Below are 13387 nucleotides of genomic sequence, written 5' to 3' on the forward strand. Positions count from 1 at the left end.
ACGAAGGCGCCGGTTGGGTTCCCGCCCAACCGGCGCTTCGCGTGCGCCGGTTGGTCACTAACGTGCGCCAAGTGAGCGGAAGAACCGTCCTGTTGCTTGCCGCCGCCGCGTACGAGGCCGACCCCGAGGGGCCCGGCGTCGACGCGGGACTCGTGCTGCGGGCCGCTGCCGCGGCGGGGCTCGGCGCGGACGCGCTGGACGCGGCCGAGCGGGCGGGCCTGAGGCGCGGCCCCGACGGCCGGCTGCGGCTGCCGGGGCGGCGCAGGCTGTACGAGGCCGTGGAACCGGAGCGGCGCAGGGCCGCGCACCGGCTGCTCGCCGCCGCCGCGACGCGGGAGCGGCAACGCTCGGCGGGGCTGCTGCACCGCTCGCTCGGCGCGGCCTACCCGGACCCGGCCCTCGGTGCGGAACTGGCCGCGGCGCAGGACGCGCCCCACGGTGAGCGCTGCACGGCGCTCGCCCACGCGGCACGCCTCGCCGACGACCCGGCGGTCCGCGCCGAGCGCCTGCTCGCGGCGGCGGACCACGCGCGCCTCGCGGGCCGCCCGCACCGGGCACGCGAACTCATCGGCCAGGTGGGCGGCTTGGCGGGTTCGGACGCCCTGCGTGGCCGGGCCGCGCTGGTCCGCGGCCTGCTGGCGCTGCGGGACGGTCCGGTGGCGGACGCCCGTGAGTCCCTCCTGCTGGCGGCCCGCCTGTGCGCCGAACCGGCCGCCCTCGAAGCGCGCCTCGGCGCGGCGGAGGCGGCCTGGGCGCTGGGGGACGCGCGGGGGTACCGGGAGGCGGTCGAGCACGGTGGCCGGGCGCGTACGGCGGACTCCGCGCTCTCCGCCTTCGACTACCGGGTCGGCATGGCAGCGTCCCTCGGAGCGCGCGCCGGGATCGGGCGGGTCGCGTTGCGGCGGGTCGTGGCGCGCTCGGCCGGGGAGCGGGAGCCGGGGGTGCTGCTGCGGGCCGGTGCCGCCGCCCTCGTCGCCGGGGACGTGGAGCCGGCCTGCCGCCTGGGCAGCCGTGCGCTCGCGGCCGCGCGGGACCGGGACGCGGCTGCCGAACTGCCGCGCGCCCTGGAACTGCTCGCCTACGGTGAGCTGCGCTCGGGGCGGCACGTCCGCGCCCGCGCCCACGCCGAGGAGGGCGTGCGGGCCGCGCTCGCTGCGGGGCAGCGCAACGTGCTCGCGCACCAGCACGCCGTCCTCGCCCTCGTCGCCTCGCTCGACCGCGACGTCGACACCGTCGCCCGGCACGCGGCCGCCGCGCAGCACGTCGCCGCCCGGCACGGGCTCGCGCAGGCCGCGACGCTCGCCCAATGGGCCCTGGCCCGCGCGGACCTGGCGCGCGGCGACGCGGCCCGCGCCGCCGCCCGGCTCGGACCACTCGTCGGACAAGGGCCCCGGCAGGGGCACTTCGGCATCCGGATGCTGGCCGTGCCCTGTCTGGTGGAGGCGGCGGTGCTCGCGGGCGAGCCGGGCGGGGCCGAGGCCGCGGTCGGCGCGTTCACGGTGTGGGTCGAGCGCGGCCACGACCCGCTCGCCCCCGCGCAACTCGCGCGCTGCCGGGCCCTGTTGGCTGCGGGCGATCCGGCGACGGCCGAGTCCCGCTTCGAGGAGTCCCTGGCCCGGCACGAGCGGGCGGGCGGCGACTTCGAGCGGGCCCGCACCCTCGCCCTCTACGGCAAGTGGCTGCGCCGTACCCGGCGCCCGGCGCGGGCCCGCACGGTGCTGCGGGACGCCCTGGTCGCCTTCGAGCGGTGCGGCGCGACGGTCTGGGCGGCGCAGGCGGGCGCCGAACTGCGCGCCACGGGGGAGTCGGCGACGGAGGGTGAAGCACCGGGCAGGCTGGCCGAGTTGACGCCCCAGCAGTTGCGCATCGCCCGCCGCGTCGCGCACGGCGACACCAACCGTGAGGTCGCCCGTCGCCTCTCGGTGAGCCCCCGCACGGTGGACCACCACCTGCGCAACGTCTTCGCGCAGCTCGGCATCCGCTCCCGCGTCGAACTGGCCCGCTTGGTGGACCGCACGGAAACCTGAGGCGCGGGCACACGGTGACCTGCGCATTTCTTCCGGGGGCTGGAGACCGACCAGACGGTATGTCATTCTGCGGACTCGTGAGCCGAGCCGTGGAGGACTGCCATGCCCGCGCATCTCGTACGTCCCCGACCTCCCGCTCGGGCCGGCGCAGGGTCGGACGCGGTCGCCGTGCTGCGGCGCGCCGCGCGGCCACTCCTCGGCCAACTCCCCGCGCTCACCGACCGGTTGGCGGCCGAGCTGTACGAGCAGGAACCGGCCTACCGCGCCGCCATCGAGGCCGACCCCGCCGACGTACGCGCGGAGATCCAGCGCTCGTTGCGGCACAGCGTCGCCTCGCTGCTCGATCCGCCGCGCAACCGGGACGCCGCCCGCGCCTGCTCCGCCCGGATCGGCGCCGACCGCGCGGCCCGCGGCTTCCCGCTCGACGCCGTGTCGCACGCCTTCCGGCTCGGTGGCGCCCTGGTCTGGCAGGCGCTCGTCGACGAGGTGACCCTGCGGCATCCCGAGGACGCGCACCTCCTGGTCCATCTCGCCGTCGACGTGTGGAACTTCGTCGACGAGCACTGCACCCACGTCGCCGAGTCCTACCGGCGCGCCGAGCGCGAACTCACCTGGAGGCGCGAGAACCGGCGCCGTCTGATGGCCGCCGCCCTCCTCGACGGCGCGCTCCGCATCGCCGACCTGCCGGACGCCGCCACCGCGCTCGACCTGCCGGAGAGCGGCCGGTACGCGGTGCTGATCGCCGTCGGCGGCGGCCGGGGCGCCCCGCGGCCCACCCTGCCGGGCGCCGCACGGGCCGTCTGGCACACCGCCGCCGACACCGAACGCGCCATCGTGGCGCTCGGCGCGCTGGGCGTGGATCAACTCACCGCGGCACTACGGGAGTTCTGCCGCCCGAGGCCCGGACTGCGCGTCGGCGTCAGCCCCGCCGTCGAAGGGCTCGCCGCGGTGGGCGGCGCCCGGCGGTTCGCCGAGACCGCGCTGCGCATCTGCCCGCAGGACGGCGGCACCGTGCTCCTGGACGAGCAGCTGCCCGCCGCGCTCGTCGCCGCCGCGCCCGCGCTCGGCCAGCTCCTCACCGACCGCGTGCTCGGCCCGCTGCTCGCCCTGCCGCCTGCCGACCGGACCCTGCTGCTCGACACGCTGACGGCCTGGCTGGACTGCGACGGCTCCGCGCAGCGCGCCGCCGCCCGCCTCTACTGCCACCGCAACACGGTCCTGAACCGGCTGCGCCGCTGCGAGCAGCTCACGGGACGCAGCCTCGCCCGCCCCACCGACCTCGTCGAACTGGGACTGGCCCTCAGCGCGTACCGGCCGGCACCTCAGGCGGTCAGAGGCCCAGCGCCTTCGTCTCCGTGAGCCGCTCGATCGCCGACTTCTCGCCGTCCATCTCCACGTCCGCCGCCTCCTGCCGGCCGAACGCGAACATCACCAGCTCCGCGGGCGCGCCCGTGACCGTGACCACGGGGACGCCGCGGTGGGCCACCGCCGTCTGGCCGTCCGGGCGGCGCAGCACCAGGCCGACGGGCGCCTTGCGGCCCATCACCCGCGCCATCCGCTCCAGGCGCGACCACAGGACGTCGGCGAAGACCGGGTCGAGCTCGCGCGGCGTCCAGTCGGGCTGCGCACGGCGGACGTCCTCGGTGTGCACGTAGAACTCGATCGCGTTCGACGCCTCGTCGATCTGCTTGAGCGAGAACGGCGAGAACCGCGGCGGCCCCGTGCGGATCAGCTGGATCAGCTCCTCGTACGGCTTCTCCGCGAACTCGGCCTGCACCCGCTCGAGGCGCGACGCGAGCTGTTTGACGAGCAGGCCGCCCGCGGCGTCCGGGCGGCGCTCGCGCACCACCACGTGCGCCGCGAGGTCCCGGGTGTTCCAGCCCTCACACAGCGTGGGGGCGTCCGGCCCGGAGGCCTCCAACAGATCGGCGAGCAGAAGTCGTTCACGCTTGGCATGGGTCGACATGCCGCCAGCCTACGACCGGCCGCGCCGCACCGGACAGTGGACGTGCGACTCGGCGCGGCACAATGGTCCCCATGACCAGCGCGCCCGTACCCAGCAGCAGCCTCGACCCGGCCATCGCCGCCCGCCTCAAGCGGAGCGCCGACGGCCTGGTCCCCGCCATCGCCCAGCAGTACGACACCGGCGAGGTGCTCATGCTCGGCTGGATGGACGACGAGGCGCTGCACCGCACCCTGACCACAGGACGCTGCACCTACTGGTCGCGCAGCCGCCAGGAGTACTGGGTCAAGGGCGACACCTCGGGCCACTTCCAGCACGTGAAGTCGGTCGCCCTCGACTGCGACGCCGACACCGTGCTCGTGAAGGTCGACCAGGTGGGCGCCGCCTGCCACACCGGCGCCCGGACCTGCTTCGACCGCGACGAGCTGCCGGTCAGCGACAGCGCAGCGTGATCTCCTGACGGTCCCGGAAGATGATCCGGGCGGGGTCCCCGGCCACCGGGTTCCCGTCGACCTCGGCCCGGCACGTGGGGCGCACACCCCACTCGGTGAGGAACTGGCCGAGCGTGAAGTCCTTCCACTGGGCCGACTCCACGTGCACGGTGCCGCTGGTGTCGTGCGTGTGCAGCGGGCTGAAGCGGGGCTGCTCGCCGGAGCGGTCGATGCCGATGTCCGCGGGGACGGTCACCTGACGGCCGCCCGCGTACACGGTGAGGTGGGGGTGGATGTGCATGGTCAGCTTCTCGGAGTCGAGCATCTCCAGGCCCGCGGCCCGCACCCGCGCCTCGACGTCGCGGGGCGCGGGCGCGGCCCAGTCGTCGGGGGCGGGCGCGGCGCCGGTCAGCGCGGTCGCGGCGACCGCGGCGAGGGCGAACCCGGACAGGGCGCTCGTCGTACGGGGATTCCGGTGGCTCTTGGTCTTCGTCACCGCTCCCTTCTAGCGGGGCGCCGTCCACCCCTCGACCAGGCGCGCGGGACGTCCCCCGGACGGAAGTAGGCTCCTGCCATGGACCTCGAGACCTTCCGCAAGCTCGCGACCGACCGCCGAGTGATCCCTGTCAGCCGCAAGCTCCTCGCGGACGGCGACACGCCCGTCGGCCTCTACCGCAAGCTCGCCGGCGAGCGGCCCGGCACGTTCCTCCTGGAGTCCGCGGAGAACGGCCGCTCCTGGTCCCGCTATTCGTTCGTCGGCGTGCGCTCCGCCGGCACGCTGACCGAGCGCGACGGGCAGGCCCACTGGCTGGGCACGCCGCCCGTCGGCGTCCCGGTCGACGGCGACCCGCTCGCCGCCCTGCGCGCCACCGTGCAGGCGCTGCACACCCCGCGCTACGAGGGCCTGCCCCCGTTCACCGGCGGCATGGTCGGCTACCTCGGCTACGACATCGTGCGCCGCCTGGAGAAGGTCGGCCCGGGGGAGCGCGACGACCTCAAGCTGCCCGAGCTGACGATGCTGCTCACCAGCGACCTCGCCGTGCTCGACCACTGGGACGGATCCGTCCTGCTGATCGCCAACGCGATCAACCACAACGACCTGGAGACCGGCGTCGACGAGGCCTACGCCGACGCCGTCGCCCGCCTCGACGCCATGGAGTCCGACCTCGCGAAGCCGGTCGAGACGGCCCCGACGGCCCTCCCGCCGTCCGAGGTCCCGGAGTTCACCGCCCTGTGGGGCGGCAAGCAGTACCAGGACGCCGTCGAGGACATCAAGGAGCGCATCCGGGCGGGCGAGGCCTTCCAGGTCGTGCCGTCCCAGCGCTTCGAAACCCCTTGCACCGCGAGCGCGTTGGACGTCTACCGGGTGCTGCGGGCCACGAACCCGTCCCCGTACATGTACCTGTTCCGCTTCGACGGATTCGACGTCGTCGGCTCCTCGCCCGAGGCCCTCGTCAAGGTCGAGGACGGGCGCGCCATGGTGCACCCGATCGCCGGGACCAGGCCGCGCGGCGCGACGCCGCAGGAGGACCACGACCTCGCCGAGGAACTGCTCGGCGATCCCAAGGAGCGGGCCGAGCACCTGATGCTCGTCGACCTCGGGCGCAACGACCTGGGGCGGGTCTGCGAGCCGGGCTCCGTCGAGGTCGTCGACTTCATGAACATCGAGAAGTACTCGCACGTCATGCACATCGTGTCCACGGTGACCGGGCAGGTCGCCGAGGGCCACACCGCCTTCGACGTGCTGACCTCCTGCTTCCCGGCCGGCACCCTGTCCGGCGCCCCGAAGCCGCGCGCGCTCCAGATCATCGACGAGCTGGAGCCGTCACGGCGTGGCGTCTACGGCGGCTGCGTCGGCTACCTCGACTTCGCCGGGGACTCCGACACCGCCATCGCGATCCGCACCGCGCTGCTGCGCGAGGGCACCGCGTACGTGCAGGCGGGCGCGGGCGTCGTCGCCGACTCCGACCCGGTCGCCGAGGACACCGAGTGCCGCAACAAGGCGGCGGCGGTACTGCGCGCCGTGCACACCGCGAACCGGATGTGACGCGGAACGCCCTGTGACGTGACGCACGACTCCGGGCCCCGGCTCACGCAAACCCGCGCACAGGGGCGATAGTGGAGTACGTGACTGCTGTACCGCACCCCCGTACCGATGCCGCCGAGCCTGCTGCTTCCTCGCCGAACGGCCGGCGCAGCCTCGCCGTCGCCCTGCTCTGCGGGGCCGCGGGAGCCGCCATCGCCCTGCTCGCCTCCCGGCAGGAGTGGTGCTCCGGTGTGGCCGCGGTCGCCGGCGGCAAGCTGCCGCTGACCGCGAAGGGCAGCGACGTCACGGGCGTCCCCGCGGCCCTCGCCATAGTCGGGCTCGCCGCGCTCGTCGCCGTGTTCGCGGTCCGCAAGGTCGGCCGCGTCCTGGTCGCCCTCCTGCTCGCGCTCAGCGGGGCGGGCGCCGTCGCCGCCGCCGTGTTCGGCGCGGGCGACAGCGCCGCGCTCGACGAGAAGGCGGCGCAGGCCGCCGGAGACGCCTCCGCGACCATCCACGCGCTCAGCAGCACCCCGTGGCCGTACGTCTCCGCGGCGGGCGGCGCGCTCATCCTGATCGCCGGGATCCTCGCCGTGGTGTACGGCGCGGCTTGGCCGTCGATGGGAGGCCGCTACGAGCGCTCCGGCGCCCCGCGGACCCGCCGCAAGGCCGTGGACCCGGACCGCCCCGAGGAGCTGTGGAAGGCCCTCGACCGCGGCGAGGACCCGACCGGCGCCTAGCGGCCCCGGACCCCGCCTCCCGCACTCGCGTGCGAGTGCGGGACAATAGACAGGAACGTCGTACGCCATGCGTACGCATAGGCCATAAGCAACGAGGAGCAAGCCATGGCGGACAGCAGCCACGGACACACCCCGGCCGCCTGGACCGGTGTCATCATCGCCTTCATCGGGTTCTGTGTCGCGGGCGCCTTCATGGTGATGGGCAACGTCGCCGGTTTCTGGGCCGGCATGGCCCTCCTGGCGATCGCCGCGATCGTCGGCGGCGCGATGAGCGCCATGGGCATGGGCAAGCCGAAGCGTGCCGAGCTCCAGCTCAAGTCCACCGCGGCGGCGCAGCCCGCGGGCTCCGAGGCCTGAGTCCTCGTACAGTAGACCCGCGAGAGGGGCGGAGCGGCCGACCGACCGGCTGCACCGCCCCTTTCGTGTTTCCCGGGGAGCGGTCCGGGGCCCGCGGATGCAGAATTCACGGGTGACCGTGGAGACGACCGACACCGATGCCGAGCCCGGCACCGACACCGCCCCCGCCCGCTTCGGCGCCCTGCGCCGGCTCGCGGTCCCGCTCGGCGTGCTGGGCGGGGTCGCCCTCGCGTTCGCCTATGTGGGCGCCGTCGACCCGAACGAACCGGGCCACTACCCGGCCTGCCCCTTCCTCCAGCTCACCGGCGCCTACTGCCCCGGCTGCGGCGGCCTGCGCAGCGCCCACGCGGTCGCGCACGGGGACCTCACGGGCGCGCTCGGCGCCAATGCCCTCGCCGTCGTCGGCTACGCGCTGTTCGCCGTGGTGTGGACCGTGTGGGCCGTACGGGCGGCCCGCGGCCGGGCCGTGAGCTTCGCGCTCGGCCGCGCGCAGCTGTGGGTCGTCGGCGGGGTCGTACTCGCTTTCACCGTTGTCCGGAACCTGCCGTTCGGTGGCTTCCTAAGCCCTTGATCAACTGCATCTGTCCAGGTAGTGGGACCGACGTCAACCGGATGCGGGACCTTCGCCCTTCGACGGATACCATTCACAAGGACCAGATGAACACCCAGGGGATGCCCGGAAAGGAGTCCGCTCGCGTGAGTGTGCTCGACGAGATCATCGACGGAGTCCGTGCCGACCTTGCGGAGCGGCAGGCGCGCGTCAGCCTCGACGAGCTCAAGGAGCGCGCGGCGAAGGCTCGCCCGGCCAAGGACGGGGTCGCCGCGCTCAAGGGCGACGGCGTCAAGGTGATCTGCGAGGTCAAGCGGTCCAGCCCCTCCAAGGGCGCGCTCGCCGCGATCGCCGACCCCGCCGCGCTCGCCGCCGACTACGAGGCGGGCGGCGCCTCCGTCATCTCCGTCCTCACCGAGCAGCGCCGCTTCGGCGGCTCGCTCGCCGACCTGGAGGCCGTCCGCGCCAAGGTCGACATCCCGGTCCTGCGCAAGGACTTCATCGTCACCTCGTACCAGCTGTGGGAGGCCCGCGCGTACGGCGCCGACCTCGCGCTGCTGATCGTCGCGGCCCTGGAGCAGCCCGCCCTTGAGTCCCTCATCGAGCGCGCCGTGTCCATCGGCCTCACCCCGCTCGTCGAGGCGCACGACGAGGACGAGGTGGAGCGCGCGGTCGACGCCGGGGCCAAGGTCATCGGCATCAACACCCGCAACCTCAAGGACCTCTCGGTCGACCGCGGCGTCTTCGAGCGCGTCGCCCCGGACATCCCGGACCACATCGTCAAGGTGGCCGAGTCCGGCGTGCGCGGCCCGCACGACCTGATCGCGTACGCCAACGCGGGCGCGGACGCCGTCCTCGTCGGCGAGTCCCTGGTGACCGGCCGCGACCCGAAGTCCGCCGTCGCCGACCTCGTCGCGGCGGGCGCGCACCCGGCCCTGCGCCACGGGCGGTAAACTCACCGCCATGCCGATCGCCTCCCGCCTCGCACCCGGTTGCCGCCCCCGCGGCTGCCGGGCCCCGGCGCGCCGTGTGCGCGGCAGGCGGGTCAGGTACCACATCGGCGCGGAGCCCGGCCAGATCCAAGGCATGCGATGGCGAGGCGCCCTTTAGGGGCGCGGGTCCTACCTGACAACCGGCGGCCACCGCCGCGCGGGCGCGAGCGAGCAAGCGCCGACGTCCGCGATCCAGTACGTACCTTGGCCCCAGCAAGGGGCGCGGGAACGTGCTGCGCGGTCACCCACGCCCCCCACGGCGACCAGTCACACCCAACTCACCGTGAGGGTTACGCATGCCCAGCGAATACTTCATTCCCGACCCCGAGGGTCACATCCCGAGCGCCGAGGGCTACTTCGGCGCGTTCGGCGGCAAGTTCATCCCGGAGGCCCTCGTGGCCGCCGTGGACGAGGTCGCCGTCGAGTACGACAAGGCCAAGAACGACCCGGCGTTCGCCGCCGAGCTCGACGACCTGCTCGTCAACTACACGGGCCGCCCGAGCGCCCTCACCGAGGTGCCCCGGTTCGCCGAGCACGCAGGTGGCGCCCGCGTCTTCCTCAAGCGCGAGGACCTGAACCACACCGGCTCGCACAAGATCAACAACGTGCTCGGCCAGGCCCTGCTCACCAAGCGGATGGGCAAGACCCGCGTCATCGCCGAGACCGGCGCGGGCCAGCACGGCGTCGCCACGGCCACCGCCTGCGCGCTGCTCGGCCTCGAGTGCAAGATCTACATGGGCGAGATCGACACCGAGCGCCAGGCCCTGAACGTGGCCCGGATGCGGATGCTCGGCGCCGAGGTCGAGGCCGTGAAGTCCGGCTCCCGCACCCTCAAGGACGCCATCAACGAGGCGTTCCGCGACTGGGTCGCCAACGTCGACAACACGCACTACCTGTTCGGCACGGTCGCGGGCCCGCACCCGTTCCCGGCCATGGTCCGCGACTTCCACCGGGTCATCGGCGTCGAGGCGCGCCGCCAGATCCTGGAGCGCGTCGGCCGCCTTCCCGACGCCGCGATCGCCTGCGTCGGCGGCGGCTCCAACGCCATCGGCCTGTTCCACGCGTTCATCCCGGACGCCGACGTCCGCCTGATCGGCTGCGAGCCGGCCGGGCACGGCATCGAGACCGGCGAGCACGCGTCGACGCTCAGCGCGGGCGAGCCCGGCATCCTGCACGGCTCCCGCTCCTACGTCCTCCAGGACGAGGAGGGCCAGATCACCGAGCCGTACTCGATCTCGGCGGGCCTCGACTACCCGGGCATCGGCCCGGAGCACGCCTACCTCAAGGACTCGGGGCGCGGCGAGTACCGCGCGGTCACGGACGACGCCGCGATGCAGGCCCTGCGCCTGCTCTCGCAGACCGAGGGCATCATCCCGGCCATCGAGTCGGCGCACGCCCTCGCGGGCGCCCTCGACGTCGGCAAGGAGCTGGGCAAGGACGGGCTGATCATCATCAACCTGTCCGGGCGCGGCGACAAGGACATGGACACGGCCGCGCGCTACTTCGGCCTGTACGGCACGGACGGCGCCGTGGCCGCGAACGCCGACGCCGAGGTGGCCGAGATCGAGGGAGACGCCAAGTGAGCGGGAACATTCAGCTGCTGAACGACACCCTGGCCGGCGCCAAGGCCGAGGGCCGCTCCGCCCTCATCGCCTACCTGCCCGCCGGTTTCCCGACCGTCGACGGCGGCATCGAGGCGGTCAAGGCCGCCTTCGACGGCGGCGCCGACGTGGTCGAGGTGGGCCTGCCGCACTCCGACCCCGTCCTCGACGGCCCGGTCATCCAGACCGCCGACGACATCGCGCTGCGCGGCGGCCTGAAGATCAAGGACGTCATGCGGACGGTCCGCGAGGCCCACGAGGCCACCGGGAAGCCGGTCCTCGTCATGACGTACTGGAACCCCATCGACCGCTACGGCATCGAGCGGTTCACCGCCGAGCTCGCCGAGGCGGGCGGGGCGGGCTGCATCCTGCCCGACCTGCCCGTGCAGGAGTCGGCCGTGTGGCGCGAGCACGCCGACAAGCACGGCCTCGCGACCGTCTTCGTCGTCGCCCCCAGCAGCAAGGACGCGCGCCTCGCCACCATCACGGCGGCCGGTTCGGGCTTCGTGTACGCGGCGTCCCTGATGGGCGTCACCGGAACCCGCGAGTCCGTCGGCAACCAGGCCAAGGAGCTCGTCGAGCGCACCAAGGCCACCACCGACCTCCCGGTCTGCGTGGGCCTCGGCGTCTCCAACGCGAAGCAGGCCAAGGAGGTCGCCGGCTTCGCCGACGGCGTCATCGTCGGCTCGGCGTTCGTGAAGCGGATGCTGGACGCCCCGGACGAGAAGGCCGGTCTCGAGGCGGTGCGCGCCCTCGCCGGTGAACTCGCCGCGGGCGTACGGGACAAGGGCTAGAAACCACCCGTAGTAACAGGGAGTTACGTCACCCATACGGATGGAAACCGGACCGGGGAGGCACGCTCGTGCCTTCCCGGTTCGTTGGCGCATGTGTGAGCGAGAAGAACCGAGAGGGAAAGCGCGCGGCCCGCGAACGCCTAGCCGCCGAGCGCCAGAAGCAGAAGACCGCTGAGAAGCGGCGCAGGACATTGATCGTGGGCGCGACCGTGGTGTGTGTGCTCGGCCTGGCCGCGGTGATCGGGGTGGTCGCCGCGAATTCGGGCGACGACAGTTCGGGGGACGCGGCCTCGGGGCCCGTGGTCGCGCCGAAGGGCGCCGCCGGCAAGGACGAGCTGGCGATCCCCGTCGGCAAGGCCGGCGCGAAGTCGACGCTCGAAGTGTGGGAGGACTTCCGCTGCCCCGCCTGCAAGACCTTCGAGGACACCTACCGCTCGACGATCCACGAACTCGCCGACGCGGGTGAGCTGAAGGTCAATTACCACCTCGTCACGCTGATCGACTCGAACATGCAGGGCACCGGCTCGCTCCGCGCGGCCAACGCCGCGGGCTGCGCGCAGGACGCGGGGAAGTTCCGCGACTACCACGACGTGCTGTTCGAGAACCAGCCCGAGGAAACCGACGACGCCTTCGCGAAGAACGACAAGCTGATCGAGCTCGCCGGAAAGGTCGGCGGCCTCGACACGGGCACGTTCAAGTCCTGTGTGAACAAGGGCACGCACGACAGCTGGGTGAACAAGTCGTACAAGGCCTTCCAGGCCGCGAAGTTCAACGGGACGCCGACGGTCCGGCTCAACGGCAAGGACATCCTGAGCGACCAGACCCTGACCCCGGCCAAGTTCAAGAAGATGGTCGAGGAGGCGAACAAGTAGTCGGAGCCGTTACTCAGCCGTTGCCGGGCTGCCCGTCGTGCCCGCGGCCCGGCACGGTAGCGTCGGACCTGCCATGGAACTTGCCTTCATTCCCAGCCCCGAGCGCGGAGTGGTCTATCTCGGACCCATTCCGCTGCGCGGCTACGCGTTCTGCATCATCATCGGCGTCTTCGTGGCCGTCTGGCTCGGCAACCGGCGCTGGGTCGCCCGCGGCGGGCGGGCCGGCACGGTCGCCGACATCGCCGTCTGGGCGGTGCCCTTCGGCCTGGTCGGCGGTCGCCTCTACCACGTGATCACGGACTACGAGCTGTACTTCAGCGAGGGCCGTGACTGGGTGGACGCCTTCAAGGTCTGGGAGGGAGGCCTCGGTATCTGGGGCGCCATCGCGCTCGGCGCGGTCGGCGCCTGGATCGGGGCCCGCCGCCGCGGCGTCCCGCTGCCGGCCTACGCCGACGCCATCGCGCCCGGCATCGCCCTCGCCCAGGCCATCGGCCGCTGGGGCAACTGGTTCAACCAGGAGCTGTACGGCCGCGCCACCGACGTGCCGTGGGCCCTCAAGATCACCTCGGACACGGACGGGCGGGTGCCGGGCACCTACCACCCGACGTTCCTGTACGAGTCGCTGTGGTGCATCGGCGTCGCGCTGCTCGTCATCTGGGCCGACCGGAAGTTCCGGCTCGGACACGGGCGGGCGTTCGCGCTGTACGTCGCGTCGTACTGCGTCGGCCGCTTCTGGATCGAGTACATGCGCGTGGACGACGCGCACCACATCTTCGGCCTGCGGCTCAACTGCTGGACGGCGCTGGTCGTCTTCCTGCTCGCCGTGATCTACATGGTGGTGTCGGCGAAGAAGCGGCCGGGACGCGAAGAGGTCGTCGAGCCGGGCGCCTCCGAGGACGCGGCCGCCGAGCGGGACGGCGACGTCAAGGACGACGTCGACCTCGCGAAGAACGAGACCAAGGACGGGGCCAAGGACGGGGCCGAGGCCAAGAAGACCTGACGGTCCTCTGCTGTACGTCAAAGAGGGCGCCGGACCA

General features: G+C 73.3%; 15 protein-coding genes. 13 read left to right on the plus strand and 2 right to left on the minus strand.

The features are described from left to right. Positions 1-71 precede the first annotated feature (71 nt). Positions 72-2027 (plus strand): LuxR C-terminal-related transcriptional regulator, encoded by a 1956-nt coding sequence (locus ACNYS0_RS29590; protein WP_422477761.1) that lies wholly within the window; start codon positions 72-74, stop codon positions 2025-2027. Positions 2028-2129: 102 nt separating this feature from the next. Further along, positions 2130-3386, plus strand: a complete 1257-nt coding sequence (locus ACNYS0_RS29595) for a PucR family transcriptional regulator (RefSeq protein ID WP_422477763.1) — start codon at positions 2130-2132, stop codon at positions 3384-3386. On the opposite strand, the gene ACNYS0_RS29600 is transcribed toward ACNYS0_RS29595, so the two are convergent. Continuing rightward, on the minus strand, positions 3358-3993 hold the full coding sequence (locus tag ACNYS0_RS29600; protein ID WP_422477765.1) for a TIGR03085 family metal-binding protein: 636 nt from the start codon (positions 3991-3993) through the stop codon (positions 3358-3360). The two genes, ACNYS0_RS29595 and ACNYS0_RS29600, sit on opposite strands and share 29 nt — an antisense overlap. A gap of 71 nt (positions 3994-4064) precedes the next feature. On the opposite strand from ACNYS0_RS29600, the gene hisI reads away from it, so the two are divergent. Then, positions 4065-4442: a phosphoribosyl-AMP cyclohydrolase gene (gene hisI / locus ACNYS0_RS29605; protein WP_422477767.1), complete on the plus strand. Its 378-nt coding sequence runs from the start codon at positions 4065-4067 to the stop codon at positions 4440-4442. On the opposite strand, the gene ACNYS0_RS29610 is transcribed toward hisI, so the two are convergent. Next, a complete protein-coding gene (locus tag ACNYS0_RS29610) occupies positions 4423-4917 on the minus strand; it encodes a hypothetical protein (protein ID WP_422477769.1) in 495 nt (164 codons plus the stop codon). The genes hisI and ACNYS0_RS29610 overlap by 20 nt on opposite strands. 78 nt (positions 4918-4995) lie before the next feature. Between ACNYS0_RS29610 and ACNYS0_RS29615 the strand changes: the two genes are divergently transcribed. The 10 genes from ACNYS0_RS29615 to lgt all read left to right on the plus strand — a co-directional run bounded on the left by ACNYS0_RS29615 (position 4996) and on the right by lgt (position 13350). Continuing rightward, positions 4996-6468: an anthranilate synthase component I gene (locus ACNYS0_RS29615; protein WP_422477771.1), complete on the plus strand. Its 1473-nt coding sequence runs from the start codon at positions 4996-4998 to the stop codon at positions 6466-6468. Positions 6469-6539: 71 nt separating this feature from the next. Beyond that, on the plus strand, positions 6540-7184 hold the full coding sequence (locus ACNYS0_RS29620; protein WP_422477773.1) for a TIGR02234 family membrane protein: 645 nt from the start codon (positions 6540-6542) through the stop codon (positions 7182-7184). Between the two features lie 105 nt (positions 7185-7289). After that, positions 7290-7541: an HGxxPAAW family protein gene (locus ACNYS0_RS29625; RefSeq protein ID WP_422477775.1), complete on the plus strand. Its 252-nt coding sequence runs from the start codon at positions 7290-7292 to the stop codon at positions 7539-7541. Between the two features lie 97 nt (positions 7542-7638). Continuing rightward, on the plus strand, positions 7639-8112 hold the full coding sequence (locus tag ACNYS0_RS29630; RefSeq protein WP_422477777.1) for a DUF2752 domain-containing protein: 474 nt from the start codon (positions 7639-7641) through the stop codon (positions 8110-8112). A 125-nt stretch (positions 8113-8237) separates the two neighbouring features. Beyond that, positions 8238-9044 carry an indole-3-glycerol phosphate synthase TrpC gene (trpC, locus tag ACNYS0_RS29635; RefSeq protein ID WP_422406764.1) on the plus strand — a complete coding sequence of 269 codons (807 nt, stop codon included), beginning with the start codon at positions 8238-8240 and terminating at the stop codon, positions 9042-9044. Between the two features lie 10 nt (positions 9045-9054). Then, positions 9055-9201 carry a tryptophan biosynthesis modulator TrpM gene (gene trpM, locus ACNYS0_RS29640; protein WP_422477779.1) on the plus strand — a complete coding sequence of 49 codons (147 nt, stop codon included), beginning with the start codon at positions 9055-9057 and terminating at the stop codon, positions 9199-9201. Positions 9202-9379: 178 nt separating this feature from the next. Next, the gene (gene trpB, locus ACNYS0_RS29645) at positions 9380-10666 is read left to right on the plus strand and encodes a tryptophan synthase subunit beta (protein WP_422477781.1); all 1287 of its coding nucleotides are present in this window, start codon (positions 9380-9382) and stop codon (positions 10664-10666) included. After that, positions 10663-11478, plus strand: a complete 816-nt coding sequence (gene trpA, locus ACNYS0_RS29650) for a tryptophan synthase subunit alpha (RefSeq protein ID WP_422477783.1) — start codon at positions 10663-10665, stop codon at positions 11476-11478. Before trpB ends, trpA begins: the two co-directional genes overlap by 4 nt. Before the next feature lie 95 nt (positions 11479-11573). Continuing rightward, a complete protein-coding gene (locus ACNYS0_RS29655; RefSeq protein ID WP_422477785.1) occupies positions 11574-12350 on the plus strand; it encodes a DsbA family protein in 777 nt (258 codons plus the stop codon). 73 nt (positions 12351-12423) lie between these two features. Next, a complete protein-coding gene (gene lgt, locus ACNYS0_RS29660; protein WP_422477787.1) occupies positions 12424-13350 on the plus strand; it encodes a prolipoprotein diacylglyceryl transferase in 927 nt (308 codons plus the stop codon). Positions 13351-13387: the final 37 nt, after the last annotated feature.

Source organism: Streptomyces anthophorae, from assembly GCF_049310305.1.
GTDB lineage: Bacteria > Actinomycetota > Actinomycetes > Streptomycetales > Streptomycetaceae > Streptomyces.

Bases quoted from the DNA above. Each gene is read 5' to 3' on its own strand.
- ACNYS0_RS29595 (WP_422477763.1), top strand. From the start codon at position 2,130: ATGCCCGCGCATCTCGTACGTCCCCGACCTCCCGCTCGGGCCGGCGCA.
- ACNYS0_RS29600 (WP_422477765.1), bottom strand. From the start codon at position 3,993: ATGTCGACCCATGCCAAGCGTGAACGACTTCTGCTCGCCGATCTGTTG.
- hisI (WP_422477767.1), top strand. From the start codon at position 4,065: ATGACCAGCGCGCCCGTACCCAGCAGCAGCCTCGACCCGGCCATCGCC.
- ACNYS0_RS29615 (WP_422477771.1), top strand. From the start codon at position 4,996: ATGGACCTCGAGACCTTCCGCAAGCTCGCGACCGACCGCCGAGTGATC.
- ACNYS0_RS29625 (WP_422477775.1), top strand. From the start codon at position 7,290: ATGGCGGACAGCAGCCACGGACACACCCCGGCCGCCTGGACCGGTGTC.
- ACNYS0_RS29630 (WP_422477777.1), top strand. From the start codon at position 7,639: ATGCAGAATTCACGGGTGACCGTGGAGACGACCGACACCGATGCCGAG.
- trpM (WP_422477779.1), top strand. From the start codon at position 9,055: ATGCCGATCGCCTCCCGCCTCGCACCCGGTTGCCGCCCCCGCGGCTGC.
- trpB (WP_422477781.1), top strand. From the start codon at position 9,380: ATGCCCAGCGAATACTTCATTCCCGACCCCGAGGGTCACATCCCGAGC.
- lgt (WP_422477787.1), top strand. From the start codon at position 12,424: ATGGAACTTGCCTTCATTCCCAGCCCCGAGCGCGGAGTGGTCTATCTC.